General features: G+C 74.0%; 26 protein-coding genes and 3 tRNA genes. 8 read left to right on the top strand and 21 right to left on the bottom strand.

Features of this window, described 5'->3' with window-relative positions; translation table 11 throughout:
- Positions 1-15: 15 nt before the first annotated feature.
- The 7 genes from ABD358_RS21600 to ABD358_RS21630 form a co-directional block, all read right to left on the bottom strand.
- Positions 16-354, bottom strand: a complete 339-nt coding sequence (locus ABD358_RS21600; RefSeq protein WP_344632758.1) for a CU044_2847 family protein — start codon at positions 352-354, stop codon at positions 16-18.
- 134 nt (positions 355-488) lie between these two features.
- Positions 489-1,544, bottom strand: coding sequence for a UDP-N-acetylmuramate dehydrogenase (locus ABD358_RS21605; RefSeq protein ID WP_344632759.1), 1,056 nt, complete (start codon positions 1,542-1,544; stop codon positions 489-491).
- Between the two features lie 86 nt (positions 1,545-1,630).
- The gene (locus ABD358_RS21610; RefSeq protein ID WP_344632760.1) at positions 1,631-2,065 is read right to left on the bottom strand and encodes a MaoC family dehydratase; all 435 of its coding nucleotides are present in this window, start codon (positions 2,063-2,065) and stop codon (positions 1,631-1,633) included.
- Between the two features lie 5 nt (positions 2,066-2,070).
- Positions 2,071-2,544: an FAS1-like dehydratase domain-containing protein gene (locus tag ABD358_RS21615; protein ID WP_344632761.1), complete on the bottom strand. Its 474-nt coding sequence runs from the start codon at positions 2,542-2,544 to the stop codon at positions 2,071-2,073.
- 150 nt (positions 2,545-2,694) lie between these two features.
- Positions 2,695-2,859 carry a 50S ribosomal protein L33 gene (gene rpmG / locus ABD358_RS21620; protein WP_003948671.1) on the bottom strand — a complete coding sequence of 55 codons (165 nt, stop codon included), beginning with the start codon at positions 2,857-2,859 and terminating at the stop codon, positions 2,695-2,697.
- Positions 2,860-2,946: 87 nt separating this feature from the next.
- Positions 2,947-3,019 (bottom strand) — tRNA-Met (locus ABD358_RS21625).
- A gap of 44 nt (positions 3,020-3,063) precedes the next feature.
- A tRNA-Thr gene (locus ABD358_RS21630) sits at positions 3,064-3,136 on the bottom strand.
- A gap of 213 nt (positions 3,137-3,349) precedes the next feature.
- Between ABD358_RS21630 and ABD358_RS21635 the strand changes: the two genes are divergently transcribed.
- Complete coding sequence (locus ABD358_RS21635) at positions 3,350-4,642, top strand: amidohydrolase family protein (protein ID WP_344632762.1); 1,293 nt, start codon at positions 3,350-3,352, stop codon at positions 4,640-4,642.
- Between the two features lie 28 nt (positions 4,643-4,670).
- Positions 4,671-5,351, top strand: coding sequence for an NAD(P)H-binding protein (locus ABD358_RS21640; RefSeq protein ID WP_344632763.1), 681 nt, complete (start codon positions 4,671-4,673; stop codon positions 5,349-5,351).
- A gap of 101 nt (positions 5,352-5,452) precedes the next feature.
- Here ABD358_RS21640 and ABD358_RS21645 read toward each other — a convergent pair.
- A tRNA-Tyr gene (locus ABD358_RS21645) sits at positions 5,453-5,534 on the bottom strand.
- A gap of 178 nt (positions 5,535-5,712) precedes the next feature.
- Between ABD358_RS21645 and ABD358_RS21650 the strand changes: the two genes are divergently transcribed.
- Complete coding sequence (locus tag ABD358_RS21650; protein WP_344632764.1) at positions 5,713-6,201, top strand: YajQ family cyclic di-GMP-binding protein; 489 nt, start codon at positions 5,713-5,715, stop codon at positions 6,199-6,201.
- Positions 6,202-6,270: 69 nt separating this feature from the next.
- Here the strand turns inward: ABD358_RS21650 and ABD358_RS21655 are convergent, their stop codons facing one another.
- Positions 6,271-7,497, bottom strand: a complete 1,227-nt coding sequence (locus ABD358_RS21655; RefSeq protein ID WP_344632811.1) for a cation:proton antiporter — start codon at positions 7,495-7,497, stop codon at positions 6,271-6,273.
- 357 nt (positions 7,498-7,854) lie between these two features.
- On the opposite strand from ABD358_RS21655, the gene ABD358_RS21660 reads away from it, so the two are divergent.
- The gene (locus ABD358_RS21660) at positions 7,855-8,250 is read left to right on the top strand and encodes a hypothetical protein (protein ID WP_344632765.1); all 396 of its coding nucleotides are present in this window, start codon (positions 7,855-7,857) and stop codon (positions 8,248-8,250) included.
- A gap of 84 nt (positions 8,251-8,334) precedes the next feature.
- Positions 8,335-9,117 carry a restriction endonuclease gene (locus ABD358_RS21665; RefSeq protein ID WP_344632766.1) on the top strand — a complete coding sequence of 261 codons (783 nt, stop codon included), beginning with the start codon at positions 8,335-8,337 and terminating at the stop codon, positions 9,115-9,117.
- Here the strand turns inward: ABD358_RS21665 and ABD358_RS21670 are convergent.
- From ABD358_RS21670 to ABD358_RS21725, 12 genes are all read right to left on the bottom strand, one after another.
- Positions 9,114-9,530, bottom strand: a complete 417-nt coding sequence (locus tag ABD358_RS21670; RefSeq protein ID WP_344632812.1) for a YccF domain-containing protein — start codon at positions 9,528-9,530, stop codon at positions 9,114-9,116. The two genes, ABD358_RS21665 and ABD358_RS21670, sit on opposite strands and share 4 nt — an antisense overlap.
- Positions 9,527-10,390: a zinc metalloprotease HtpX gene (gene htpX / locus ABD358_RS21675; protein WP_344632767.1), complete on the bottom strand. Its 864-nt coding sequence runs from the start codon at positions 10,388-10,390 to the stop codon at positions 9,527-9,529. Before htpX ends, ABD358_RS21670 begins: the two co-directional genes overlap by 4 nt.
- A 154-nt stretch (positions 10,391-10,544) precedes the next feature.
- Entirely contained in the window at positions 10,545-12,077 is a 1,533-nt protein-coding gene (locus ABD358_RS21680) for an NADH-quinone oxidoreductase subunit N (RefSeq protein ID WP_344632768.1), read from the bottom strand.
- A complete protein-coding gene (locus ABD358_RS21685) occupies positions 12,074-13,669 on the bottom strand; it encodes a complex I subunit 4 family protein (protein ID WP_344632769.1) in 1,596 nt (531 codons plus the stop codon). Before ABD358_RS21685 ends, ABD358_RS21680 begins: the two co-directional genes overlap by 4 nt.
- A 3-nt stretch (positions 13,670-13,672) precedes the next feature.
- Positions 13,673-15,769: an NADH-quinone oxidoreductase subunit 5 family protein gene (locus ABD358_RS21690; protein WP_344632770.1), complete on the bottom strand. Its 2,097-nt coding sequence runs from the start codon at positions 15,767-15,769 to the stop codon at positions 13,673-13,675.
- Positions 15,766-16,215, bottom strand: a complete 450-nt coding sequence (gene nuoK, locus ABD358_RS21695; RefSeq protein ID WP_344632771.1) for an NADH-quinone oxidoreductase subunit NuoK — start codon at positions 16,213-16,215, stop codon at positions 15,766-15,768. The genes ABD358_RS21690 and nuoK overlap by 4 nt, the downstream gene beginning before the upstream one ends.
- The gene (locus ABD358_RS21700; RefSeq protein WP_344632772.1) at positions 16,215-16,826 is read right to left on the bottom strand and encodes an NADH-quinone oxidoreductase subunit J family protein; all 612 of its coding nucleotides are present in this window, start codon (positions 16,824-16,826) and stop codon (positions 16,215-16,217) included. The genes nuoK and ABD358_RS21700 overlap by 1 nt, the downstream gene beginning before the upstream one ends.
- A complete protein-coding gene (locus ABD358_RS21705) occupies positions 16,823-17,368 on the bottom strand; it encodes a NuoI/complex I 23 kDa subunit family protein (RefSeq protein WP_344632773.1) in 546 nt (181 codons plus the stop codon). Before ABD358_RS21705 ends, ABD358_RS21700 begins: the two co-directional genes overlap by 4 nt.
- Positions 17,368-18,330, bottom strand: coding sequence for a complex I subunit 1/NuoH family protein (locus ABD358_RS21710; RefSeq protein WP_344632813.1), 963 nt, complete (start codon positions 18,328-18,330; stop codon positions 17,368-17,370). Before ABD358_RS21710 ends, ABD358_RS21705 begins: the two co-directional genes overlap by 1 nt.
- Positions 18,327-19,559, bottom strand: a complete 1,233-nt coding sequence (locus ABD358_RS21715) for an NADH-quinone oxidoreductase subunit C (RefSeq protein WP_344632774.1) — start codon at positions 19,557-19,559, stop codon at positions 18,327-18,329. The genes ABD358_RS21710 and ABD358_RS21715 overlap by 4 nt, the downstream gene beginning before the upstream one ends.
- On the bottom strand, positions 19,556-20,221 hold the full coding sequence (locus tag ABD358_RS21720) for an NADH-quinone oxidoreductase subunit B (RefSeq protein WP_344632775.1): 666 nt from the start codon (positions 20,219-20,221) through the stop codon (positions 19,556-19,558). The genes ABD358_RS21715 and ABD358_RS21720 overlap by 4 nt, the downstream gene beginning before the upstream one ends.
- Positions 20,212-20,583, bottom strand: coding sequence for an NADH-quinone oxidoreductase subunit A (locus ABD358_RS21725; protein WP_344632776.1), 372 nt, complete (start codon positions 20,581-20,583; stop codon positions 20,212-20,214). Before ABD358_RS21725 ends, ABD358_RS21720 begins: the two co-directional genes overlap by 10 nt.
- Before the next feature lie 177 nt (positions 20,584-20,760).
- Between ABD358_RS21725 and ABD358_RS21730 the strand changes: the two genes are divergently transcribed.
- From ABD358_RS21730 to ABD358_RS21740, 3 genes are all read left to right on the top strand, one after another.
- Complete coding sequence (locus ABD358_RS21730; RefSeq protein ID WP_344632777.1) at positions 20,761-22,014, top strand: sensor histidine kinase; 1,254 nt, start codon at positions 20,761-20,763, stop codon at positions 22,012-22,014.
- A 222-nt stretch (positions 22,015-22,236) separates the two neighbouring features.
- The gene (locus ABD358_RS21735) at positions 22,237-23,559 is read left to right on the top strand and encodes a sensor histidine kinase (protein WP_344632778.1); all 1,323 of its coding nucleotides are present in this window, start codon (positions 22,237-22,239) and stop codon (positions 23,557-23,559) included.
- Between the two features lie 127 nt (positions 23,560-23,686).
- The gene (locus ABD358_RS21740) at positions 23,687-24,346 is read left to right on the top strand and encodes a LuxR C-terminal-related transcriptional regulator (RefSeq protein ID WP_344632814.1); all 660 of its coding nucleotides are present in this window, start codon (positions 23,687-23,689) and stop codon (positions 24,344-24,346) included.
- The last annotated feature ends 96 nt before the right edge of the window (positions 24,347-24,442 follow it).

Below are 24,442 nucleotides of genomic sequence, written 5' to 3' on the forward strand. Positions count from 1 at the left end.
GACTCGGGGGATGTGTCAGAGCGCGGAGGCGCCATGCGGCTCACCCGCCGGTCCTCGTCCGTCCCGCTGGGGGGCCACCGTGAAGTGGGCCTCGGTAGCCGCCTCCACCACCACGGCCCCGGCCTCCGAGGCCGTCTTGACGCCGAGCTCGCCGATGACGGAGCCCGGGGCCCGGGCCATGCCGCGTACGTTCCGGGCGACGGTCTCCAGCGCGGGGTGGTCGTGGGTCAGAGGCCCCCGGAGGATCTCGGCGGAGCCCCGGCCGACGCCGGGCCCGCGGCCCACCCGGTCGATCCCACTGCCGTCCTGCTCGTCGACCTCGACCTGCACGGCAGTGCCTTCGCCGAGCAGCATCTCCCCGCCCCGCGTCATTCCGCCCCCCGGAACGCCCCGCGAACCCGTGTTCGCCGGTCTGCCGAGCAGAGTAGGACGGCTCGGGAAGGGGTTCAACTCCCCGACCGGTGCGGACTCCCCGGTGTCGGCGGTCCCTACAGGGCGCAGCCGACGGTCACCGGCTCGTTGACCAGCGTCACGCCGAAGGCCGCGTACACGCCGTCGCGGACCTCGCGGGCGAGGGCGAGCAGGTCCGCGGTGGTGGCCGAGCCCCGGTTGGTCAGGGCGAGGGTGTGCTTGGTGGAGATCCGGGCCGGGCCGTCCCCGTACCCCTTGGGGAAGCCGGCCCTGTCGATCAGCCAGGCCGCGGAGGTCTTCACCAGGCCGTCCCCGGCCGGGTAGGCGGGCGGGACGACGTCCGGCCCCAGCCGCTCCGCGACACGGGTGAGGAAGGCCTCGTACTCGTCCGCGCCGAGGACGGGGTTGGTGAAGAAGGATCCGGCGGACCAGGTGTCGTGGTCCTCGGGGTCGAGGACCATGCCCTTGCCGGCGCGGAGCTTGAGGACGGTCTCGCGGGCCCTGGCCACGGGGACCCGCTCGCCCACCTCCACGCCCAGCGCGCGGGCGGTCTCGGCGTAGCGGATGGGGGCCGAGAGCCCGTCCGCGTCCTCCAGCTCGAAACGGACGCGCAGGACGACGAAGCGGGCGGGGTCGGCCTTGAAGCGGCTGTGCCGGTAGGAGAAGCCGCACTCGGCGGCGGGAATGGTGACGGTCTCGCCGCCGCGGCGGTCGTAGGCGACGACCTCGGTGATCGTCGCGGAGACCTCCTGCCCGTAGGCGCCGACGTTCTGGATGGGCGTGGCGCCCGCGGAACCGGGGATCCCGGCCATGCACTCGATGCCCGCGAGCCCCGCCTCGACCGTGCGGGCCACGGCGTCGGACCAGTTCTCGCCCGCGGCCAGCTCCAGCCGGGTGCCCTCCAGACGGAAGCCGGTGGTGGCGATGCGCAGGGCTGTGCCGTCGAAGCCCTCGTCGGCGATGAGGAGGTTGCTGCCTCCGCCGACGAGGAGCAGCGGTGTGCCGTCGGCGTCGGCGGCCCGGACCGCCTCGGTCACCTCCTCGTCGGTGGTGGCCGTGACCAGGCGTCTCGCCGGGCCGCCCAGCCGGAAGGTGGTCAGCGGGGCGAGGGGGGCGTCGTGGAGTTCCTGCACGGGCCCAAGACTACGAGAGCGGCCGTGCGCCCATCCGCACGGCCGTCTCCCGTGGCGCCCGAGCCGGGTCCGGATTCGGGTTCGGGTCAGGCGAGCCGGACCACCGCGCGGGACATGCCCAGCACCTTCTGCCCGGCGCTCGTCACGGTGAGGTCCACCCGGACGGTGCGCTCCTCGTCGTCCAGCTTGGCGGCGACCTTCCCGGAGACCTCGATGACGGCGCCCTTGTCATCGTCGGGGACGACGACGGGCTTGGTGAAGCGCACCCCGTACTCCACCAGGGCGCCCGGGTCGCCGGCCCAGTCGGTGACCACGCGGGCGGCCTCGGCCATGGTGAACATGCCGTGCGCGATGACGTCGGGGAGACCGACCTCACGTGCGAACCGCTCGTTCCAGTGGATCGGGTTGAAGTCGCCGGAGGCGCCCGCGTACCGCACGAGTGTGGCGCGTGTCACGGGGAAGCTCCGGGCGGGCAGTTCGGTGCCCACCTCGACGTCCGCGTACGCGATCTTCGCTGCCATTCGCGTCACTCCCCCTGTTCCCGCGCCGGCTCGTCCTCCGGCGCACGGGCCACCAGCTTGGTCCAGGCGGTCACCACGTGCTCGCCCGCCTCGTCGTGCACCTCGCCGCGGATGTCCAGGACGTCGTTCCCCGCGAGCGACTTGACCGACTCGATCGTGGGGGTGACCGTGAGCCGGTCCCCGGCGCGCACCGGCCGCGTGTAGGCGAACCTCTGGTCGCCGTGCACCACCCGGCTGTAGTCCAGTCCGAGCCGCGGGTCCTCGATCACCGCCCTGGCCGCCTTGAAGGTGATGGCGAAGACGAAGGTGGGCGGGGCGATCACATCGGGGTGGCCGAGTTCTCCGGCCGCCTCCGGATCGGTGTACGCGGGGTGGAGGTCCCCGATGGCCTCGGCGAACTCGCGGATCTTCTCCCTGCCGACTTCGTACGGCGCGGTGGGCGGATAGCTCCGCCCCACGAAGGACTGGTCGAGCGCCATGTCCCGGTACCTCCATACGGCTTGCTGGTGGACGATTCTGGTCGGTGCGTGCCCTGCCCTCCGCACCCCCCGCAACGCGACGAGGCCGCCCCCCGCAACGGGGACGGCCTCGTGCTGACGTCTGGAACGCGGCGGCCTTGCCGTCGCGGCTCAGCGCGTCTCGCGGTGCGCGGTGTGCGCGTTGCAACGCGGGCAGTGCTTCTTCATCTCAAGACGGTCCGGGTTGTTGCGCCGGTTCTTCTTGGTGATGTAGTTCCGCTCCTTGCACTCCACGCAGGCCAGCGTGATCTTCGGGCGGACGTCGGTGGCAGCCACGTGAGTGCTCCTTGACGAACGAGACGGTTTAACGCAGGAATAGTAGCCGATCGGAGGACCGACCCCGCAATCGGCTACTGGATGAGGTAGCGGTGACCGGACTCGAACCGGTGACACAACGATTATGAGCCGTTTGCTCTACCGACTGAGCTACACCGCCGCGATGCGGGTGCCCCCCGCCGAAACGGGGGACTCTCACATCAGAGCCCCAATACGGAATCGAACCGTAGACCTTCTCCTTACCATGGAGACGCTCTGCCGACTGAGCTATTGGGGCGAGCGATGAAGACATTACACGGTCCGGGCCCCGAACGTGAAATCCGTATCGGCCACGCCCTCGTCCGGACGTCTCCGCATCCCCCGGACGGGGGACACCAGGGGCCATCGGTACGACTTATCCCGGCTTCCGTGCGCTGCCGCCGCCCCGCCGCACCGGCCCGGTCCTAGGCTCGGTCCACACCAGCGATCATGAGCGAACCGCGGGAGCCCCATGCCCGACAGCCAGCCGCAGGAACCGGCGGAGCACGATCGCGGCGCCGCCCCCGGAACGACCGCGCTCCTCCTGTGCAACGCCCGGCTCGCCGACGGACGCACCGTGGACGTACGGATCGGCGGCGGCCGGATCGAGGCGGTCGGCGCCGCGGGCGGCGTGCCGCCCCCGCCCGCGTCCCGGCCGCCCTCGCGGACCGTCCGGGTCGACCTCACCGGCTACCTCCTGCTGCCGGCGCCCGCCGAGCCCCACGCCCACTACGACACCGCGCTGACCGCCGACCCCGGACACGCCCCGCCCCCGGACGCCTCCCGGGGGCCCTGCGATCCCCGCCGCGTCCAGCGGCGCGCCGCCGAGGCCGCCCTGCTCCAGCTGAGCCACGGGGCCACCGCGCTGCGCACCCACGTACGGGTCGGCGACGCCGCCGGGCTGCGCGTCCTCGACGCCGTGCTCCGGGCCCGGCGGGCCCTGCGGGGCCTGGCGGACCTCGGCGTCGTCGCGGTGCCCGGGGTGCTGACCGGCACGGCCGGGACGGACGGACTGGCGGTGCTGCGCGAGGCGGTGGAGATGGGCGCGGAGGCGGTGGGCGGCCGGCCGGACCTCGATCCCGACCCGGCGGGCCACCTGGAGGCCGTGCTGGCGGTGGCGGCCGAGTACGGCCGCGCGGTGGACCTGCACGTCCGCGGCGGGGAACCGGCCCGGCTGGCCCGGTTCGCCGCACTGGCGGGCGGCCTGCCGGCGGGGGTGGTCATCGGCCCCTGCGACGGCCTGGCGCGGCTCCCCCACCGGGTCGCGGCCCGGACCGCCGAGGCGCTGGCGGCGTCCGGGATCACGGTGGTCTGCCTGCCGCAGGGCGGCTGCGGGATGCTGCGCGTCCGCCACACGACGCCCGTGCGGCTGCTGGAGGCGGCCGGCGTACGGGTCGCCGCGGGCGGCGGTGCGCTGCGGGACACGGCCAACCCGGTGGGGCGCGGTGATCCGCTGGAGGCCGCCCACCTGCTGGTCTCGCGCGACCGGGCCCGTCCCGAGGCGGCGTACGAGGCGGTGAGCACGCGGGCCCGCCAAGCCCTGGGGCTGCCCCCGGCGCGGATCGAGGCCGGTTCCCCGGCGGAGCTGCTGGCCGTGCGCGGCGACACGCTCGCCGGGGCGCTGTCCCTGGCGTACAGCCGCCTGGTCGTCCACCGCGGCCGGGTGGTGGCCCGCACCAGCGCGGTGCGGGAGTACTGCGACCCCGTCGGCGCGGCGGACGGCCGCACCGCCGAACCGGGGCTTCCCCGCCAGTCACAGCGCTGACCGGGCCCCGGCGGCGTACGGTCGGAGCATGCGCACAGTCATCGCTGGTGGACACGGTCAGATCGCGCTGCGGCTGGAGCGGCTGCTCGCCGGGCGCGGGGACGAGGTCGCAGGGCTCATCCGGCGGCCCGAGCACGCGGACGACCTGCGCTCGGCGGGAGCCGAGCCGATCGTCTGCGACCTGGAGTCGGCCTCCGTGGAGGAGGTCGCCCGCCATCTGGAGGGCGCCGACGCCGCGGTCTTCGCGGCGGGCGCCGGTCCGGGCAGCGGCGCGGCCCGCAAGGACACCGTGGATCGCGCGGCCGCCGTCCTCTTCGCGGACGCCGCCGAGCGCGCCGGGGTGCGCCGTTTCGTCCTCGTCTCCTCGATGGGCGCGGACCGGGAGCCCCCGGAGGGCACGGAGCCCGTCTTCGCCGCCTATCTGCGCGCCAAGCGGGCCGCCGAGGAGGACCTCCACCGCCGCCTCGACCTGGACTGGACGATCCTGCGCCCCGGCCGGCTCACCAACGAGCCGGGCACCGGCCTCGTGAGGCTGGAGGCCCAGGTGGAGCGCGGCGACGTCACGCGCGACGACGTGGCGGCCGTCCTCCTCGCCCTGCTGGACGATCCCCGCACCGTGCGGGTGACGCTGGAGCTGACCGGCGGCCACACCCCGGTCGACCAGGCGGTCGCGACGCTGGGCGTGCAGGCCACGGAGGTGCCGGACTGAGGATCCGCCCGCCCGGCGCGGGGGCGCCGGGCGGGCGGTACGGACCCGGAATGCGGAACGGCCCCCGACCAGTCGACTGGTCGGGGGCCGTTCCCGGAAAGTGGCGGCGCTAGGATTCGAACCTAGGAAGGCTGAGCCGGCAGATTTACAGTCTGCTCCCTTTGGCCACTCGGGCACACCGCCTGGTTTGCCGCCCGGGGTTTGTTCCCCGTGGCAACGCGCATAACCATACCCGATGGTGGGGGGTGGTTCGCCACCTGGTTGTCCGGCGGTGAACCGCCGTGTCGCGTGGTTAGGCTGGCGGGCGCGTGCCGCGCGCGGCCGCACCCTGACGGATCTACGCACGAGGAGCCAATCCACGATGGCCGACTCCAGTTTCGACATCGTCTCGAAGGTCGAGCGGCAGGAGGTCGACAACGCCCTCAACCAGGCCGCCAAGGAGATCTCCCAGCGCTACGACTTCAAGGGCGTGGGCGCCTCCATCGCCTGGTCGGGCGAGAAGATCGAGATGCGCGCCAACTCCGAGGAGCGGGTCAAGGCGATCCTCGACGTCTTCCAGTCCAAGCTGATCAAGCGCGGCATCTCGCTGAAGTCGCTGGACGCCGGGGAGCCCCAGGCGTCCGGCAAGGAGTACAAGCTCTTCGCGTCGATCCAGGAGGGCATCTCCCAGGAGAACGCCAAGAAGATCGCGAAGATCATCCGCGACGAGGGACCCAAGGGCGTCAAGGCGCAGGTGCAGGGCGACGAACTGCGGGTGAGCTCCAAGAGCCGGGACGCGCTGCAGGAGGTCATCGCCCTGCTCAAGGGCAAGGACTTCGACTTCGCGATCCAGTTCGTGAACTACCGCTGAGCGGCGGGGCCGGCCCGGCGGACGTCCGGGCCGGCCCCGCCGGCCGGGCGCGGGTGCCCGGCCGGCGTCTCAGCCTTCGGCGGCCACCGGCTCCGGCGCCGCTTCCTTCCGGGCCTCCCCCGCCGTTTCCTTCGTCTCCTTCCCGGACCGGTGTCCGGGAAGGAGACGGCCCAGCCCCCGGGCGAACCAGCGGGAGCGGCCGGCGGCCAGCGGGGCGAGCACGGCGAGGACCAGGACGTAGCCCGCGATGAACGGGGAGAGCCGCTCGTCCAGGCCCGCGCTCGCGGCCATGGTGGCCAGGATGAGCGCGAACTCGCCGCGTGCCGTCAGGGTGATGGCCACATTGGCCGTCGGCTCGGGACCGAAGCCGTACATCCGGGCGGTGAACAGACCGGAGAGCAGGTTCATCGCCAGCGTGACGACCACCGCGACCAGGACGGGCAGCAGCACGCTCGGCAGGTCGCCGGGGTCGATGGACAGGCCGAAGGCGAAGAAGAAGATCGCGGCGAAGGCGTCCCTGAGCGGGTTGACCAGCTCCCGGATCCGGTCCCCCGAGGACGTGCTGCCGAGCATCAGGCCGACCATGAAGGCGCCGATGACGTCGGCCACGCCGAACTCCTCGGCGACGCCCGCCATCAGCACCGCGGCGCCGAGGAACGAGATCACCAGCAGTTCGTTGTCCCTGGTCGCGATGAGCCGTCCGATCAGACCGGTCCCCCAGCGGACCAGGGTGGCGAGCACCAGCAGGAAGCCGAAGGCCCTGCCCGCCTGGGCGGCGGCGGACGCCATGCTGTCGGCACCGGATATCACCGGCTGGAGCGCGGCCAGGTAGACGGCCAGGAAGATGTCGTCGATGACGATGATGCCGAGGATGGCCTTGGTCTCGGGATTGCCGATGCGCCCGAGGTCGACCAGGACCTTGGTGATGATCGCCGACGACGAGATGCCCAGCACACCGGCGAGGACGAACGCCTCCGAGGTGCCCCATCCCAGGGCGAAGCCGAACAGCAGGCCGGCGCCCACGTTCAGGATCAGGTAGACGATTCCGGCCAGGGTGAGTTTCCTGCCCCCGGCCTTGAGGTCGTCGAGGTGGAACTCCAGGCCCAGGTAGAAGAGCAGCAGCACCAGGCCGAGGGCCGAGAGCATCTCCAGTTCGTGCGGGTCGTCCACCAGCACGAAACCGGGGGTGTGCGGGCCGAGGAGCGCCCCGGCGAGGATGAACAGGGGGATCGTCGGAAGCCCGATCCGGCTTCCGAGTCTGGCGAGAACGGCGGCGGCGACGAAGGCGCCGCCCATGGCGAGCAGGGTGTCCGCGTGTCCCATGGGGCGGTCACCTCCCGGGTGCGACGGCGGAGAGCGGGCGGGGACCGGGTCGGGCGGGCGTCAGCGAGTGAATGGGTTCCTCCTGTGCGTCCGGACGGGTCGGTCAATCAGAGGTCAAGAGATGTCCAAAAGTTAGTTTACCAAACTACTTTTTTCGCCTTTAGCGCATAAGCGACATACTTCTATGTTTCCATCCTCCAAGCCTTCGCGGTCGACTTCCCGGCCGCGGCCTCCCGGCCGACCGGTGAACGGGGCTCCGGAGGTTGGGAGGCGCACGCTCCCGGGCACTCGGGGGCGGACCGTCCCGCGCTCACGCGCTCTGGAGGACGTATGAGGAAGAGGACCACACGGACCGCCCTGCCGGCCGTGCTGCTGTGCGGCACGTTCGCACTCGCCGCCTGCGGAGGCGACGGAGGGAACAACGAGCTCACCGGCGCCGCCGTCCGCACCGCCGCGGCCCAGGCCGGGGAGGCGGCCTTCGACCAGGCCGGGCACCCCATCGACGGCGGCCTCGACTGCACCGACGAGGGCAGCGGCGACAACCTCCGCCTGACCTGCGACGGGAAGACCCAGGACGGCCAGGACGCCAGGATGACCGCCGAGGCCGACAGGAATCCGGAGATCAACACCGACGGCGGGGTCAGGATCGAGGGCTTCGAGGTCGTCGGCACGGTGGGCGGCAATCAGGTGATCAAGAAGAAGGGCTGCATCGGCGTCGGCTGCTGACGGCGGCGCCCCGCTGTTGAAGGCGGTGATACCGGGGCAGACGGCAGTAACGATCTGTCCGAACCGCCGGGAGGATCACCGCCGATGGCCACACCCGCCCGCCGTACGCGCCCCAGGGGCCGCGGTCCCGCCTTCGACCTGCGGCGGACGACCCTGGCCTTCGTCCTGGCCGCGATCCTCCTGGTCTGCGCGGGACTCACGGTGCGCGCGCTGGCCGCAGCGGCCGGGCGGCACCCGGCCGCTGTCGTCGCCGTCTGCCTGCTCTGCGCGCCGGTCGCCCTGGCCGTCCTGCGCGGCGGACGCCGCTTCCGCGCCGCCAGGGCCGCCCGCCGGACCGTCGGGGCCCTGACCGAGGGCGCCGAGACCGCCCTGGAGACGCTGGAGGCCACGGCTCCCCCGGCGGCCGGGCACACCGCCGGACATCCCGCCGGGCCCGCCCCCGGACACGCTCCTCCCCGGCCCGCGGTCGACTACGCCGCCCTGGAGTCGGAGGAGTTCGAGCAGGCGGTCGCCGCCCTGTGCGAACGGGACGGCTGCCGGGACGTGGAGGTCGTCGGCGGCGCCGGCGACCTCGGCGCCGACGTCGTCGCCACCGCCCCGGACGGACGGCGCGTCGTCATCCAGTGCAAGCGGTACGGCGAGACCAACAAGGTCGGCTCGCAGGACGTGCAGCGCTTCGGCGGCACCTGCTGGACCGTCCACGGGGCCCAGGTGGCGGCCGTGGTGACCACCAGCGGCTTCACGGCGCCCGCCGTCGAGTACGCGCGGCAGTGCGGGATCCTGTGCGTCGACCGCGACGCCCTCGCCGCATGGAGCGACGGCACCGGCCCGGCGCCGTGGGCCGGTGCCGCGGCGCCGGAACCCTAGGCGACCGGGTTCCGGTCCCAGCGGTACGAGGGGTACGCGGTGTCGCTGCGGACGATCTCCCGGCCCAGCGGCGTCAGCGAGACGGGGACCATCTTGAAGTGGGCGATCCCGAACGGGATGCCGACGACCGTCAGGCAGAACCCGACGCCGGCGGCGATGTGCCCCAGCGTCAGCCATATCCCGGCGAAGACCAGCCAGACGACGTTGCCCGCCCCGGAGGCGAGGCCCGCGTCGCGCCGCGGGGCGACCCGGCGGCCGAAGGGCCACAGGGCGTAGGCGGCGATCCGGAAGCAGGCGATCCCCCAGGGGATCGTGACGACCAGCACCAGGCAGACCAGGCCCGCGACCGCGTACCCGAGGGCCATCCACAGCCCGGAGAGGAGCAGCCAGACGAGGTTGAGGAGGGTCCTCACGAGTCCCACCCCGCCATCTTCTCCAGCCTGGCGATGCGGTCGGTCATCGGCGGATGGGTGGAGAACAGCCTGGACAGCCCGTCACCGGGGCGGAACGGGTTGGCGATCATCATGTGGCTCGCCGTCTCCAGCCGGGGCTCGGGCGGCAGCGGAAGCCTCCTCGTACCGGCCTCCAGCTTGCCCAGGGCCGAGGCGAGGGCGAGCGGATCGCCGGTGAGGCGGGCTCCGGAGGCGTCCGCCTCGTACTCCCGGGAACGGCTGACCGCGAGCCGGATCAGCGACGCGGCGACCGGCCCCAGCAGCATGATCAGCAACATGCCGGCCAGACCGGGGCCCTCGTCGTCGTCCGACCGGCCCACCGGGATCAGCCAGGCGAAGTTGACCAGGAACATCACCACCGAGGCCAGCGCGCCCGCGACGGACGAGACGAGGATGTCGCGGTTGTAGACGTGGCTGAGCTCGTGCCCGATGACGCCGCGCAGCTCGCGCTCGTCGAGGATCCGCAGGATCCCCTCGGTGCAGCAGACCGCGGCGTTGCGCGGGTTGCGGCCGGTGGCGAACGCGTTGGGCGCCTGGGTCGGCGAGATGTACAGGCGCGGCATGGGCTGCCGGGCCGCCGTGGACAGCTCCCGGACCATGCGGAAGAGCTCCGGCGCCTCGAACTCGCTGACCGGCCGGGCCCGCATCGCGCGCAGGGCCAGCTTGTCGCTGTTCCACCAGGCGTAGGCGTTCGTGCCGATGGCGACGGCCAGCGCCGCGATCAGGCCCGTACGGCCGAAGAAGCCGCCGATGACGATGATGAGCGCGGACAGTCCCCCGAGAAGCAGGGCCGTCTTCAGCCCGTTGTGCCGGCGGTGCACGGTACGCCCTCCAGGTGGTGCGGCGGGGAACCCCTCGGTACGGCCCCGCGTGGCCCCTCTTGTGCTGGTGTCTCCGCCTTTTGACGGATTCGGCGGACCCTTTCCTGAAAGGTCAACGCCACGCGGGGATGCTGGGTTCCCGGCGCCCCGCCGCCTAAAGCAGCACGTCGGCGGCGAAGCGCATGACGAGCTGGGGAGCACCCGAAAGGACGAGGCCCGAGGCGGCGGCCGTCCCGATCGCGGCGGTGAGCGGCCCGTCCATGCGCGGACGGGCGCCGGCCCCCGCCGGAACCGGTCCGGCGGGAGGGCGGAAGAGCACCGCCGTCCACGCCAGGTAGTAGTACAGGGCGATCACGACGTTCACCGCCATCACCACGGCCAGCCAGCCCAGGCCCGCGTCCACGGCCGCCGAGAAGACCGCGACCTTGGCGAACAGGCCGACGACCCCCGGCGGCAGACCGGCCAGGCACAGCAGGAAGAACGCCAGGGCGAGGGCGGCCGCGGGGTGGGCGGCGTACAGGCCGCGGTAGTCGGCGATCCGGTTGGCGGAGGCGGTGCGGCCCACATGGGCGGCGACCCCGAAGGCGCCGAGGTTCACCGCGGCGTACATCAGGGCGTAGGCGACGGTCGCGCCCACGGCCCTCCCCGGCTCGTCCGCGTACGCGGCGGCGGCGACCGGCACCAGCAGGTAGCCGGCCTGTCCCACGGAGGACCAGGCCAGCAGGCGCACCGCGCCGTGCGCGCGGTCGGGGCGCTGCCGCAGCGCGGCCACGTTGCCCGCGGTCATGGTGAGGGCCGCCAGGACGGCCAGGACCGGGCCCCAGAGCCGGCCGTACGCCGGGAACGCCTCGACGGTCACCAGGACCAGCCCGGAGAAGCCCACCGCCTTGCCGATGACGGACAGGTAGGCGGCCACCGGCAGCGGCGCGCCGGCGTAGGTGTCCGGCACCCAGAAGTGGAAGGGGACGGCGGCGGTCTTGAAGGCGAAGCCGACGAGGGTGAGGACGACACCGGCGGCGGCCAGCGTCTCCAGGTCCGCGCCGATGTCGCGCAGCCCGTCGGCGACCTCGCTCAGGTGCATCGAGCCGGTGGCGGCGTAGACGAAGCTCACGCCCAGCAGGCTCACGGCGGTGGCGGTGACCGAGGAGAGGAAGAACTTCAGGGCCGCCTCGGAGGAGCGCCCGTCCCCGCGGCGCAGCCCCACCAGGGCGAACGACGGCAGGGAGGCGACCTCCAGGGCCACGATCAGGGTCGCCAGGTCGCGGGAGGCGGGCAGCAGCGCGGCGCCGGCGGTGGAGGACAGCAGCAGGAACCAGTACTCGCCGGCCGGCAGCCCCTCGTCCCGCACGGCCGTCATCGACAGCAGGGCGGCCAGTGCCGCGGCGCCGAGCACCAGGAGCTGGACGGCCACGGCGAACGGGTCGGCGACGTAGGAGCACACCCCCGGGTCGGCGGTGAGGCAGAACGTCGCGCGGTCCCCGGCGGCCGACGGCAGCAGGGAGAGCGCGGCGAGCACCAGGAAGGCGGTCGCGATCCGGCCGAGCAGCGGCTTGCGGTGCCCGGGCAGGAAGAGGTCGGCGACCAGGACGGCCAGGGCGCCCAGCGCGGCGAGGACGGGCGGGGCGATCGCGAGCCAGTCGACGGACTGGACCGCGTTCCCGGCGGACTCCTGGGCGAGCACGGTCATCGGCTGACTCCCGGCAGGAGGTTCTGCACGGCCGGTTCGGTGAGCCCGAGGAGGAGCGCGGGCCACAGTCCGGCCAGGACGGTGAGGACGGCCAGCGGCGTCCAGGCGGCGAACTCGTGGGCGCGGACGTCCGCCAGGGCGAGGGTCGCCCCCGAGGTGGGCGGCTGCCCCATGCAGACCCGGCGGACGACCACGAGCAGGTAGGCGGCGGTCAGCAGGGTGCCCAGCGCGCCGACGGCCATGTAGACCAGGTACGCCGGGCGGCTGAGGCCGTCGGCGGGGTGGTAGGCGCCGAGCAGCGCCAGCATCTCGCCCCAGAACCCGGCGAGCCCGGGCAGCCCCAGGGAGGCCACCGCGGCGAAGGCGAGCAGTCCGCCGAGCCGGGGGGCGCGCCCGTACAGCGCGGCGCCGCTCCCGTCGCCGTCGAGTGCGAGCCGGTCCAGGTTCGTGGTGCCGGTGCGCTCCTTGACCGCGCCGACGAGGAAGAACAGCAGGCCGGTGATCAGGCCGTGGGCGACGTTGGCGAACAGCGCGCCGTTGACGCCGGCGCGGGTGAGGGTGGCGATGCCCAGCAGCACGAAGCCCATGTGGCCCACGGAGGAGTAGGCGATCAGCCGCTTGAGGTCGCCGCCGTTGCCGTGCCGCGCCAGGAAGAGGCAGGCCAGCGAACCGTAGACGATGCCCGTCACCGCGAAGGCCCCCAGGTACGGGGCGAGGGCGTGGATGCCGTCGGGCGCCATGGGCAGGACGATCCGGACCAGGCCGTAGGTGCCCATCTTCAGCAGGACGCCCGCCAGCAGGACCGAGCCGGCGGTCGGCGCCGCGGTGTGGGCGTCCGGCAGCCAGCTGTGCAGCGGCCACATCGGCGTCTTGACGGCCAGGCCGATCCCGATCGCGAGGGCCGCCAGGAACTGGACGGTACGGCTCACGTCCCGGCCGTGGTTCGCGGCGAGCGCCGTCATGTCGAAGGTGGGGCCGCCGGGCGCGTTCAGGCCGAGCAGCAGCAGCCCGAGCAGCATCACCACGGAGCCCAGCAGCGTGTAGAGGACGAACTTCCGCGCGGCGGCCTCCCGTCCCTCGCCGCCCCAGCGGGCGATGAGGAAGTACATCGGGATCAGGACCGTCTCGAAGGCGAGGAAGAACAGCATCAGGTCCAGCACGGCGAAGGCCGCCAGCGTTCCCGCCTCCAGGACCAGCAGGAGCGCGACGAACGCCGCCGGGCGCGGGCCGTCGGGCACGCGCCGGTAGCTGTACAGCGCGCACAGGAAGAACAACAGCGCGGTCAGCACGACCAGCGGGAGCGAGACGCCGTCGACGCCCAGGTGGAGCCGGATGTCCAGTGCCGGGATCCAGGAGACGTCGGTCTCGGCCTGCACGGTGCCCGGACGGCCGTGGTCGAAGCCGGCCGCCAGCAGGACGGCGGCGGCGAGGACGGCTCCGGTGACGGTGACCCCGTGGCGCAGCACGGCCTGCTCGGGGCTCCTGCCCTTCAGCCCGGGCGGGGCGGGCAGGAGGGCGGCGACCGCGCCGATCAGGGGCAGCACGACGACGGCCACGAGGAGCTGCGCCAGGGTGTCGTTCAGGGGGATCACGGGTCACGCTCCGGCGGCGACGAGGACGGCGGCCACGGCCAGGACGAGGGAGCCGGCGAGGAGGACGCCGAGGTAGGTCTGCACGTTGCCGGTCTGGGCGCGGCGCACGGCCGCGCCCAGCAGCCGGGCGGTGCCGCCCGCGCCGTTCACATAGGCGTCGACGACCTCGCGGTCGAGGAAGCGGACGAGCCGCGCGGCGGCCCGGACGGGGCGCACGGCGACGGCCGCGTACACGGCGTCGAGGTGGAAGCCGCGGGCGGCGTGGCGGTGGAGGGGGCCCAGCAGGACGCGGCCGGGGTCGGCGGGGTCGTCGGCCGCCGCGATGTCGCCGTAGGCGGGCCGGTGGGTGGCGACGGCCTCGGCCTCCGACGTCGAGAACTGCGGCGCGGGACGCCCCGGCGAGGGCCGTCCGGGCGACGGGCGGTCGGGGGCCGCGTCCGGGTGGGCCGCCAGGGCTCCGAGCGGGACGCGCGCGGCGGCCTTCGCCGTGGTGTGCCGCCAGGCGGCGTAGGTGATCAGGGCGCCGGCGGCGGCCAGGCCGGTGGCCAGGACGGAGGTGGTGAGGGTGGGGGCGAGGCTGCCGCCGTCGAACCAGTCGGGCAGGGCGCCGTAGAGGAGTCCGGCGGCGATGGTGGGCCCGGCCAGCACCCACAGCACGGTGTTCATCGCGGCCGGCGGGCGCTCGTGCTCGGGGGCCTCGTACACGGCGGATGCGGCGGACCCGGCGCCGCCGTGGAAGGCGAGCAGCCACAGGCGCGCGGCGTACGCGGCGGTGAGGAGGGCGGTCAGCAGCCCGGCGAGCAGGACGGTCCAGCCCGCGGCGGCCGGAACGGCGTGGCTCGCCGGAGCGGTGGGGTCGAGGGCGGCGTGCTCGGCGGCGCCCAGGACGGCCTCCTTGGAGAAGAAGCCCGCGAAGGGCGGCACGGCGGCGAGCGCCAGCAGGGCGACGGTCATCGTCCAGTAGGCGTCGGGGACCCGCTTCGCCAGACCCCGCATGCGCGACATCGCGGCGAGGGAGTTGGTGCCGGCGGCGTGGATGAGCACGCCCGCGGCGAGGAAGAGCAGCGCCTTGAACACGCCGTGCGAGATCAGGTGGAAGACGGCGGCGCCGCGGTCGGCGACGGCCAGGGCGCCGGTCATGTAGCCGAGCTGGCCGACGGTGGAGTAGGCCAGGACGCGTTTGACGTCGTCCTGGGCGAGGGCGGCCAGCGCCGAGCCGACCATGGTGACGGCGGCCAGCGCGGCGAGGACGGCGAGCGCGGTGGCGGAGGCGGTGAAGACGGGCAGCAGCCGCGCGACGAAGTAGACGCCGGCCGCGACCATGGTGGCGGCGTGGATCAGCGCGGAGACCGGCGTCGGGCCCGCCATCGCGTCCGGCAGCCAGGTGTGCAGCGGGAACTGCGCGGACTTGCCCGCGACCCCGGCGAGCAGCAGCAGCGCGACGGCGGTGGGGTGATCGAGTTCGAAGGAGGACAGCGGGGAGGTGAGGCGGGTGACGATCGTGGAGATGCGGAACGTCCCCGCTTCGGAGCCCAGCGCCAGGATGCCGATGACGAACGGCACGTCGCCGAGCTTGGTGACGAGGAACGCCTTGAGGGAGGCGGCGCGGGCGGCCGGGGTCTCCCAGTAGTGGCCCACCAGGAAGTACGAGCAGATGCCCATGACCTCCCAGCCGACCAGCAGCACGATCAGGTCGTCGCTGTAGACGACCAGCAGCATCGCGGCGGTGAAGAGGGAGACCAGCGCGGCGTAGGAGGGGTAGCGCGGGTCGTCGCGCAGGTAGCCGGTGGAGTAGACCTGCACGCAGGTGGCGACGGTCCCGACGAGGACCGCGACGAGGGCGGCGAAGCCGTCGAGGTGGAAGGCGAGTTCGACGGGCAGCGCGTCGTTGCCCGTGGGGGTGAGGAGGGCGGCGCCGGTCAGGGCGTCCCCGCCGCCCTGGCGGAGGGCGACGGCGACGGCGAGCAGGGCCGAGACGAGGGTGGGGAGGACGGCCAGGGGACGCGTGCAGGCGGGGAGGCGGCGGCCGAGGAGGAGACCGGCGAGGGCGCCGAGGAAGGGCAGCAGCGGGACGAGGACGGCGAGGGTCGTGGTGGTCACGCGGTGGCCTCTCCCCTGGTCGGACGCGTGTCGGCGGGCTTGTCGGCGGCGGCTGCCGCCCCGGCGCCGCCGCTCCCCGTGTGCTCCCTGTCCCCCGTGTTCTCCCTGTCTTCCGTGTCTTCCCGGCCGGCGCCCTCGCCGGTCTCGGCGAGGGCGCGGAGCCGGTCGATGTCGGAGGTGCCCCGGTTGCGGTACACGAGCAGCACGATGGCCAGGCCGATGCCGATCTCGGCGGCGGCGACGGCGATGGTGAAGAGGGTGAGGGCCTGGCCCGCGTGGAGGGCGTCGCGGAGCCAGACGTCGAAGGCGACGAGGTTGAGGTTGACGGCGTTGAGCATCAGCTCGACCGACATCAGGACGAGGATCGCGTTGCGCCGGGCGAGGACGCCGTACAGGCCGGTGCAGAACAGCAGGACGGCGAGGACGGCGGGGTAGGCGAGGTGCATCAGCGGTCCCCTCCGTTCGCCCCGCCGCCCCCCGGGCCGTTCCCCGCGGCCCGGCCGTCCTTCCGGCGGGACAGGACGATCGCCCCGACGAGCGCGGCGAGCAGCAGCACGGAGAGGGCCTCGAAGGGCAGCACCCAGTGCCGGAAGAGGATCTCCCCGGTGACGCGGGTGGTGCCCTGCGGCCCGCCGGCGTCCAGGTCGATCCAGGTGGCGCGGAAGGCGTCCACCACCACCGTGACCAGGACGGCGGCGGCGGTGACGGCCACCGCGAGGGCGACGGGACGGTTGCCGGAGTCGGCGTCCGGCGAGCGGCCGATGGGCGCCTTGGTGAGCATCAGGCCGAAGAGGAGGAGGACCACCACGGACCCGACGTAGATCAGGACCTGCACCCAGGCGATGAACTCGGCGGACAGCAGCAGGTACTCCACGGCGATCCCGCCGAGCGCCACCACCAGCCACAGCGCGGCGTGGACGAGCTGTCTGCTGGTGACGGAGACGACGGCGGCGCCCAGGGTGAGGACGCCGACGAGGAGGAAGAGGATCTCGACGCCGGTGGGCGACAGGAAGCCGGGGGCGTCGGCCGCGAGCCGCGCTGCGGTGGCGGTGCTCACGCGTCGCCCTCCTGCCGCCCGGCCTCCCGCTGCCGCTTCTCGGCGGCCTTGCGGGCGGCGGCGATCTCCTTGGGCTCCTCGGCCGCCGGGTCGAGCGGGGGCGGGGCGGGGACCGTCCACATCCACTCGCGGAGCCGGTCGCGTTCGTGGGTGAGGTCGCGGATGTCGGTCTCGGCGTACTCGAACTCCGGCGACCAGAACAGCGCGTCGAAGGGGCAGACCTCGACGCAGATGCCGCAGTACATGCACAGCGCGAAGTCGATGGCGAAGCGGTCGAGGACGTTGCGGCTGCGCTCGCGTCCACCGGGGGCGGCGGGCGGCACCGTCTCCTTGTGGGAGTCGATGTAGATGCACCAGTCGGGGCACTCGCGGGCGCACAGCATGCACACCGTGCAGTTCTCCTCGAACAGCCCGATCACCCCCCGGCTGCGCGGGGGCAGCTCGGGCTGGACGTCCGGGTAGTGCGCGGTGACCGTGCGCCGGGTCATGGTGCGGAGGGTGACGGCCAGGCCCTTGGCCAGGCCGCTGCCGGGGAGGGCCATTACTGGATCACCACCTTGATCACACCGGTGAGCGCGATCTGCAGGAGGGCGAGGGGGACGAGCACGGTCCAGGCGAACCGCTGGATCTGGTCCTCGCGCAGCCGGGGGTAGCTCACCCGCAGCCAGATGACGACGAAGGCGAGGAGAGCCGTCTTCAGCAGCGTCCACAGCCAGCCGAGGTCGCCGGCGAACGGGCCGTGCCAGCCGCCGAGGAACAGCACCGCGGTCAGCGCGGAGAGGACGACGATGCCCGCGTACTCGGCGAGCAGGAAGAAGGCGAAGCGCAGACCGGTGTACTCGGTGTACGCGCCGAAGATGATCTCGGAGTCGGCGACGGGCGCGTCGAAGGGCGGACGCTGGAGTTCGGCGAGCCCCGCGGTGAAGAAGACGAAGGCGCCGACGATCTGCCACGGCACCCACCACCACTGGAACGCCTCCAGGATGCCGGTGAGCGAGACGGTGCCCGCGGCCATGGCGACGGAGGCGGCGGCGAGCAGCAGCGGCAGCTCGTACGCCATGAGCTGGGCGGCCGTCCTGAGACCCCCCAGCAGGGAGAACTTGTTGGCCGAGGCCCAGCCGCCCATGAGGGAGCCGAGCACGCCGACGCCCATCACGGCGAGGACGAAGAAGATCCCCGCGTCGACGGCCTGGCCGACCATGCCGTCCGGTCCGACCGGGATCGCGACCAGCACCAGCAGGTACGGGAGGAGGGCGACGGCGGGCGCGAGCCGGAAGATCCCGCGGTCGGCGTCCGCCGGGACGATGTCCTCCTTCTGGGCGAACTTCACCCCGTCGGCGACGAGCTGGGCCCAGCCGTGGAAGCCGCCCGCGTACATCGGGCCGACCCTGCCCTGCATGTGGGCCATGACCTTGTGCTCGGTCTGTCCCACCAGCAGGGGCAGGGTGAGGAAGGCGAGGAGGACGGCCAGCAGCCGCCAGGCGACGTCGAGCACGTCCATCAGGCGCCGCCTCCCGTCGTCCCGTCCTGCTCGCCGCCGCTGCCGTTCCCCTTGCCGCTGCCGTCCTCGCCGCTGCCGTCCTCGGGCTCCGGGGCGGGCCGTGCGGCGGCGGCCCGGTTCCCCTGCGGGCCGGCCGGGTCCTCGGGGGCGTTGGCGGCGGAGGCGCCGCCGCCCTCGGCGAGCGGCGTTCCGGCCCGCTCGCCGCGTCCGTGGACGCGGTGGGCCGCCTCGTCCGACGTCTCGCCGGCCGGTTCGACCGGTCCGCCCGGTCCGGCGGCCTTGAGCCAGGGGGCGTCCGTGCTGCGGCGCCCCGGTTCCCCTGCGGGCCGGCCGGCGGCCCGCTGACTGGCCGAGCCCTCCGACGCGCTGCGCATCCGGCGCGGCGCCCGGTCCGGCCGCCCGGCCGGGGCGCCCGCCGCCCGCTGACTGGCCGAACCCTCCGACGCGCTGCGCATCCGGCGCGGCGCGGAGGTCTCCGAGCCTCCCGGGGACTCCGCGGCCCCGGCGGCGCGCTGGCTCGCCGATCCGGCGCTCGCGCTGCGCATCCGGCGCGGCCGTTCGCCCGCACTCCCCGCCGTGCCCGCAGCCGCACCCCCCGCCGTGCCCGCAGCCCGGCCGCGGGCCGGACGGGCTGGAGCCTCGGGAAGCCGCCCCTTGAGGGGCCCCCACTCGTTGGGATCGGGCACGCCCGGCGGCAGCGCCTGCCGCCGCCTCGGACCGCCCGCGCCGGACTCCCCCGGCTCCTTGGCCCCCGGCCACGCCTTGGCGACGCGGGCCGCCAGCACGAAGTCCTTCCGCAGCGGATGACCCTCGAAGCCGTCGGGCAGCAGCAGCGGCGCCGGGTTCGGGTGGCCCGCGAAGACGACGCCGAACATCTCGTACGTCTCCCGCTCGTGCCAGGCCGCCCCGGCGTACACCCCGGTGGCGGTGGGCAGCTCGGGCGCCTCGTGCGGCACGGTGGTCCGTACCAGCAGCCGCCGCACCGGCGTGCCCAGCGCGGCCAGGTGGGCGCAGACGCGGAAGCCCGTGCCCGGCTCGTCCACGGCGCTCAGCCAGTCGAAGTAGGTGCAGCCCAGCCCGTCGCGCGCGGCCGTCAGCGCCTGGATCCAGCGCTCGGCCGGCACGTCGACGGTCAGCAGCCCGTACGCCTCCGAGGCGCTCGCGCCCGCTCCGAAGACCTCCTCGGCCGGCCGGGGCAGCCATCCGGTGCCGGACGGGTGGGGACCGGTCACGTGCGGTCCTCCTCCGCTGCCGCGCCCGGGGCCGGGGGCGGGGGCGGGGGGACCAGGCCGCTGGTCAGGGCGGCCTTCGAGGGCGCGGACGGCGCCGGCGGCCCGGACGGCGCGGCTCGGTGGCCGTGGCGCTCGGCGGGCGACTCCCGGGCGATCTTCTCCTGGAGCTTGAGGATGCCCTGGAGGAGCGCCTCGGGCCGCGGCGGACAGCCGGGCACGTAGACGTCGACCGGGATGATCTGGTCCACGCCCTTGGTGACCGAGTAGGAGTCCCAGTAGGGGCCGCCGCAGTTGGAGCAGGCCCCGAAGGAGATCACGTACTTCGGTTCGGGCATCTGCTCGTAGAGCCGCCTGACCGCCGGGGCCATCTTGTCGGTGACCGTGCCCGAGACGACCATCAGGTCGGCCTGGCGCGGACCCGGCGCGAAGGGGATGACGCCGAGGCGGATGAAGTCGTGGCGGGACATCGACGCGGCGATGAACTCGATGGCGCAGCAGGCGAGCCCGAAGTTGAAGACCCACAGGCTGTAGCGGCGGCCCCAGTTCAGGACCACCTTCATGGGTTCCGGCGCCAGCCGGGCCAGCCCGCCCAGCCGGCGGGGCTCCGGCAGGTCCGCGGGCGGCGGAGAGGCGGGCGGTGCGGTACGGGGGGTCACGTCCATGCCAGGACGCCCTTCTTCCATGCGTAGAGCAGCCCCACGGCCAGGAAGCCGAGGAAGACGAACATCTCCACCAGTGTCACCCCGCCGAAGCCGGGTGCGGCGAAGACCGTGGCCCAGGGGAAGAGGAAGACCGAGTCGACGGCGAAGACGACGTAGAGGAAGGCGTACACGTAGTAGCGGACCTGGGTGTGCGCCCAGCCCTCGCCGACGGGATCGACCCCGCACTCGTACGTCAGCAGCTTCTCCGGCGTCGGCGCCTCCGGCCTCAGCAGCCGTCCGGCGCCGAAGGCCGCGGCCACGAAGAGCACCCCGACGACCGCGACCAGCCCGACGACCGCGTAGCCGTGGAAGTAGTCCGGCACGTCCGTCCCTCGCTCGGTGGTGTTCGCATCAGTGCAGCGCTCCGTCGGTAGGCGAGTCTAGGCCCTGCGTCCGCCGGAGGGACCGCCCCGTCCGGGGGCGGGGTGGGGCCGGCCCCCTTCCCGTGTCGCCCGCCCGCCCCATGGCGGCGCGCACCCGGCGCGCGGCAGTCTGTGCGCATGACCGCGAGTTCCCCGACCCCCGGCCGCGTACGGCACGACGGCCCGCACAGCACCCGCGTCCCCGGCGCCGTCCGCGGTTCCGGAACCGGTTCCGGAAGGAAGCACGACGGCGGCGACGGCGACCGGCTGCCCCCGCCGCGGCCCCCGCTCGGCGCGCCGACCGTGAAGGAGATCGCCCACCTCCTGCTGAACCTGCCGCTGGACGTCCTCGGCTTCGTCTACGTCTGCGCGTGGTTCTTCTGCGGGGCGCTGCTGTCGGTCACCGTGGTCGGGCTGCCGGTACTGGTCCTCGGCCTGGTGGGCTGCCGCCGGCTCGGCGCGCTGGAGCGCGCCCGGGCCCGGGTGCTGCTGGGCGTGCGGATCGACGCGCCGACCCCGATCCCGCACCGGGCGCACGGCGGTCTCCTCCCCCGGCTGTGGGCGGGGCTGAAGGACCCGGTCGGCTGGCGGCACGCGCTCTACTCCTTCATCCGCCTGCCGTGGGGGATCACCACCTTCGCCGTGACCCTGGCCTCCCTCTTCGTCGCCTGGCCCGTCCTGCCCTGGCTGGCGCGCGGACTGACCCACGTGGACCGGGTGATGGTGCGCGCGCTGCTGTCCCCCTCGGACGAACTGGAACGGCGGATCGCCGAGCTGGAGTCGGGGCGGCGGGTGGTCGCCGACACCGCCTCCGCCGACCTGCGCCGCATCGAACGCGACCTCCACGACGGCGCCCAGGCCCGCCTCGTCGCCCTCGCCATGGACCTCGGCCTGGCCAAGGAGAAACTCCTCGAAGACCCCCAGACCGCCGCCCGCATGGTCGACGAAGCCCACGGCGAAGTGAAACTCGCCCTCGCCGAACTCCGCGACCTCGCCCGCGGCATCCACCCCGCCATCCTCACCGACCGCGGCCTCGGCCCCGCCCTCTCCGCCCTCGCCGCCCGCTGCACCGTCCCCGTCACCATCACCGACGACCTCACCACCCGCCCCGCCCCCGCCATCGAGGCCATCGCCTACTTCACCGCCTCCGAACTCCTCCAGAACATCAGCAAACACAGCCACGCCACCACCGCCACCCTCGACCTGTGGCGCACCGACGACCGCCTCCTCCTCCAGATCACCGACAACGGCCACGGCGGCGCCACCCCCGCCCCCGGCACCGGACTCGCCGGCCTCACCGAACGCCTCGACTCCGTCGACGGCCTCCTCCTCATCGACTCCCCCACCGGCGGCCCCACCACCATCACCGCCGAACTCCCCTGGCGGAACTGAACCCGCACACCCACCACCGCGCCCCGGTTCCCCGGACCGCGGCGGTGGGGAAAACCCCCGGGCCGGGACGCCGACACGCTCCATGGCCCCGCTCCCCGCCACGGACGACCCTGGGGTGCGGGCCGCGCGGCGGCCCGGCCCGCACCCGGACGACGCCCACGGACACGCCCACAACACGTCCGCGGGCACGTCCACGGAGACGCCCCCAGAACGGATGGCCCCATGACCACCGCCCGCCCCCTCCCGGCGGCCCGCCGGCCTCGTGTCCCCGCGGCGCTGCGCGCCCCCTTCGGGGGGCACGCCTGGCGGGAGTTCCTCCACGTCCTGACCGGTCTGCCGCTCGCCGCCGCCGCCTTCGCCCTCACCCTCGCCCTGACCTCGGCCGGCATCGGGCTGCTGGTCACCTTCCTCGGCGTGCCGCTGCTGGCCCTCGCCCTGGCGACCGCGCGGGGCATCGGCGCCCTGGAGCGCGCCCGCGCCCGCGCCCTGCTGGGCATGGAACCGGGCGACCCGGAGCCGGTCGGCGCCGAACGGCGCGGCAGGGGCGCGACGGCGTGGGTGTGGGCGCTGCTGCGGAGCGGGACGTCCTGGCGGCACCTGCTGTACGCGCTGCTCCACTTCCCGTGGGCGGTGTTCTCCTTCTGCGTGGCGCTGCCGTTCTGGGCGCTGGGCTGGGGGATGGCGGCGTACCCGCTGTGGTTCTGGGTCCTCCCCCGCTACGCCGACCAGCCGGGGCTGCAGATGTACGGGGACGGCCGCGGCAACGGCTGGTACCTGGACAGCCCGCCGGAGATCGCCGCGACCTGCGCCACCGGGCTGGTGCTCGTCCTGCTCGCGCCGTGGGTCGTGCGCGGGCTGACCGGGGTGGACCGGGTGCTGGTCCGGGGCCTGCTGGGGCCGTCGCGTCTGGCCTCCCGGATGCGGGAGCTGGAGTCGGGGCGGCGGGTGGTCGCCGACACCGCCTCCGCCGACCTGCGCCGCATCGAACGCGACCTCCACGACGGCGCCCAGGCCCGCCTCGTCGCCCTCGCCATGGACCTCGGCCTGGCCAAGGAGAAACTCCTCGAAGACCCCCAGACCGCCGCCCGCATGGTCGACGAAGCCCACGGCGAAGTGAAACTCGCCCTCGCCGAACTCCGCGACCTCGCCCGCGGCATCCACCCCGCCATCCTCACCGACCGCGGCCTCGGCCCCGCCCTCTCCGCCCTCGCCGCCCGCTGCACCGTCCCCGTCACCATCACCGACGACCTCACCACCCGCCCCGCCCCCGCCATCGAGGCCATCGCCTACTTCACCGCCTCCGAACTCCTCCAGAACATCAGCAAACACAGCCACGCCACCACCGCCACCCTCGACCTGTGGCGCACCGACGACCGCCTCCTCCTCCAGATCACCGACAACGGCCACGGCGGCGCCACCCCCGCCCCCGGCACCGGACTCGCCGGCCTCACCGAACGCCTCGACTCCGTCGACGGCCTCCTCCTCATCGACTCCCCCACCGGCGGCCCCACCACCATCACCGCCGAACTCCCCTGGCGGAACTGAACCCGCACACCCACCACCCGCACGCCCCCCGTGCGTCCCGCGGCCCGGCTCCCGCCCGGTCCCGAATCCTGGGATGCTGGGGGCGGCATCGGTACTACCGGGGGGGACGGAAAGCGTGGAGAACACGGTGCGGGTGGTCATCGCCGAGGACTCGGTGCTGCTCCGGGAGGGCCTGACCCGCCTCCTGACCGACCGCGGCCACGAGGTCGTCGCGGGTGTCGGCGACGGCGAGGAGCTGATCGAGGCGGTCGGCGGGCTGGCCGCCGCCGGAGAGCTGCCGGACGTGGTGGTGGCGGACGTGCGGATGCCCCCGTCGCACACCGACGAGGGGCTGCGGGCGGCCATCAAGCTGCGTGCCGAGTACCCGGACCTGGGGGTGCTGGTGCTCTCGCAGTACGTCGAGGAGCAGTACGCCACCGAGCTGCTGGCCGGGGCGGGCCGGGGCGTGGGCTACCTGCTGAAGGACCGGGTCGCCGAGGTCCGGGAGTTCGTCGACGCGGTGGTCCGGGTGGCGCGGGGCGGTACGGCGCTCGACCCCGAGGTGGTGGCGCAGCTCCTGGGCCGCAGCCGCAAGCAGGACGTGCTGGCGGCGCTCACGCCGCGCGAGCGCGAGGTGCTGGGCCTGATGGCCGAGGGCCGCACGAACTCCGCGATCGCCCGGCAGCTCGTGGTCAGCGACGGCGCGGTGGAGAAGCACGTCGGCAACATCTTCCTCAAGCTGGGGCTCGCGCCGAGCGAGGGGGACCACCGCCGGGTGCTGGCCGTGCTGACGTACCTGAGGTCGTAGGTCCTCGGGCGGAATTCCGGGGGGATTCGACCACGGCCGGGAATATGGGGACCGCCCGTGATTGTCGTCTCATCCGGCCGTCCAGCATGTGACCGA

The sequence above is a fragment of the Streptomyces glaucosporus genome, assembly GCF_039533345.1.
Taxonomy (GTDB): Bacteria; Actinomycetota; Actinomycetes; order Streptomycetales; family Streptomycetaceae; genus Streptomyces; species Streptomyces glaucosporus.

Excerpts from the sequence above, each read along its gene's own strand:
- ABD358_RS21705 (WP_344632773.1), bottom strand. The coding sequence starts at position 17,368 with ATGGCCCTCCCCGGCAGCGGCCTGGCCAAGGGCCTGGCCGTCACCCTC.
- ABD358_RS21600 (WP_344632758.1), bottom strand. The coding sequence starts at position 354 with ATGCTGCTCGGCGAAGGCACTGCCGTGCAGGTCGAGGTCGACGAGCAG.
- ABD358_RS21640 (WP_344632763.1), top strand. The coding sequence starts at position 4,671 with ATGCGCACAGTCATCGCTGGTGGACACGGTCAGATCGCGCTGCGGCTG.
- ABD358_RS21680 (WP_344632768.1), bottom strand. The coding sequence starts at position 12,077 with ATGACCGTGCTCGCCCAGGAGTCCGCCGGGAACGCGGTCCAGTCCGTC.
- ABD358_RS21655 (WP_344632811.1), bottom strand. The coding sequence starts at position 7,497 with ATGGGCGGCGCCTTCGTCGCCGCCGCCGTTCTCGCCAGACTCGGAAGC.
- ABD358_RS21610 (WP_344632760.1), bottom strand. The coding sequence starts at position 2,065 with ATGGCAGCGAAGATCGCGTACGCGGACGTCGAGGTGGGCACCGAACTG.
- ABD358_RS21660 (WP_344632765.1), top strand. The coding sequence starts at position 7,855 with ATGAGGAAGAGGACCACACGGACCGCCCTGCCGGCCGTGCTGCTGTGC.
- nuoK (WP_344632771.1), bottom strand. The coding sequence starts at position 16,215 with ATGCACCTCGCCTACCCCGCCGTCCTCGCCGTCCTGCTGTTCTGCACC.
- ABD358_RS21635 (WP_344632762.1), top strand. The coding sequence starts at position 3,350 with ATGCCCGACAGCCAGCCGCAGGAACCGGCGGAGCACGATCGCGGCGCC.
- ABD358_RS21615 (WP_344632761.1), bottom strand. The coding sequence starts at position 2,544 with ATGGCGCTCGACCAGTCCTTCGTGGGGCGGAGCTATCCGCCCACCGCG.
- ABD358_RS21735 (WP_344632778.1), top strand. The coding sequence starts at position 22,237 with ATGACCACCGCCCGCCCCCTCCCGGCGGCCCGCCGGCCTCGTGTCCCC.
- ABD358_RS21650 (WP_344632764.1), top strand. The coding sequence starts at position 5,713 with ATGGCCGACTCCAGTTTCGACATCGTCTCGAAGGTCGAGCGGCAGGAG.
- ABD358_RS21665 (WP_344632766.1), top strand. The coding sequence starts at position 8,335 with ATGGCCACACCCGCCCGCCGTACGCGCCCCAGGGGCCGCGGTCCCGCC.
- ABD358_RS21720 (WP_344632775.1), bottom strand. The coding sequence starts at position 20,221 with ATGGACGTGACCCCCCGTACCGCACCGCCCGCCTCTCCGCCGCCCGCG.
- ABD358_RS21730 (WP_344632777.1), top strand. The coding sequence starts at position 20,761 with ATGACCGCGAGTTCCCCGACCCCCGGCCGCGTACGGCACGACGGCCCG.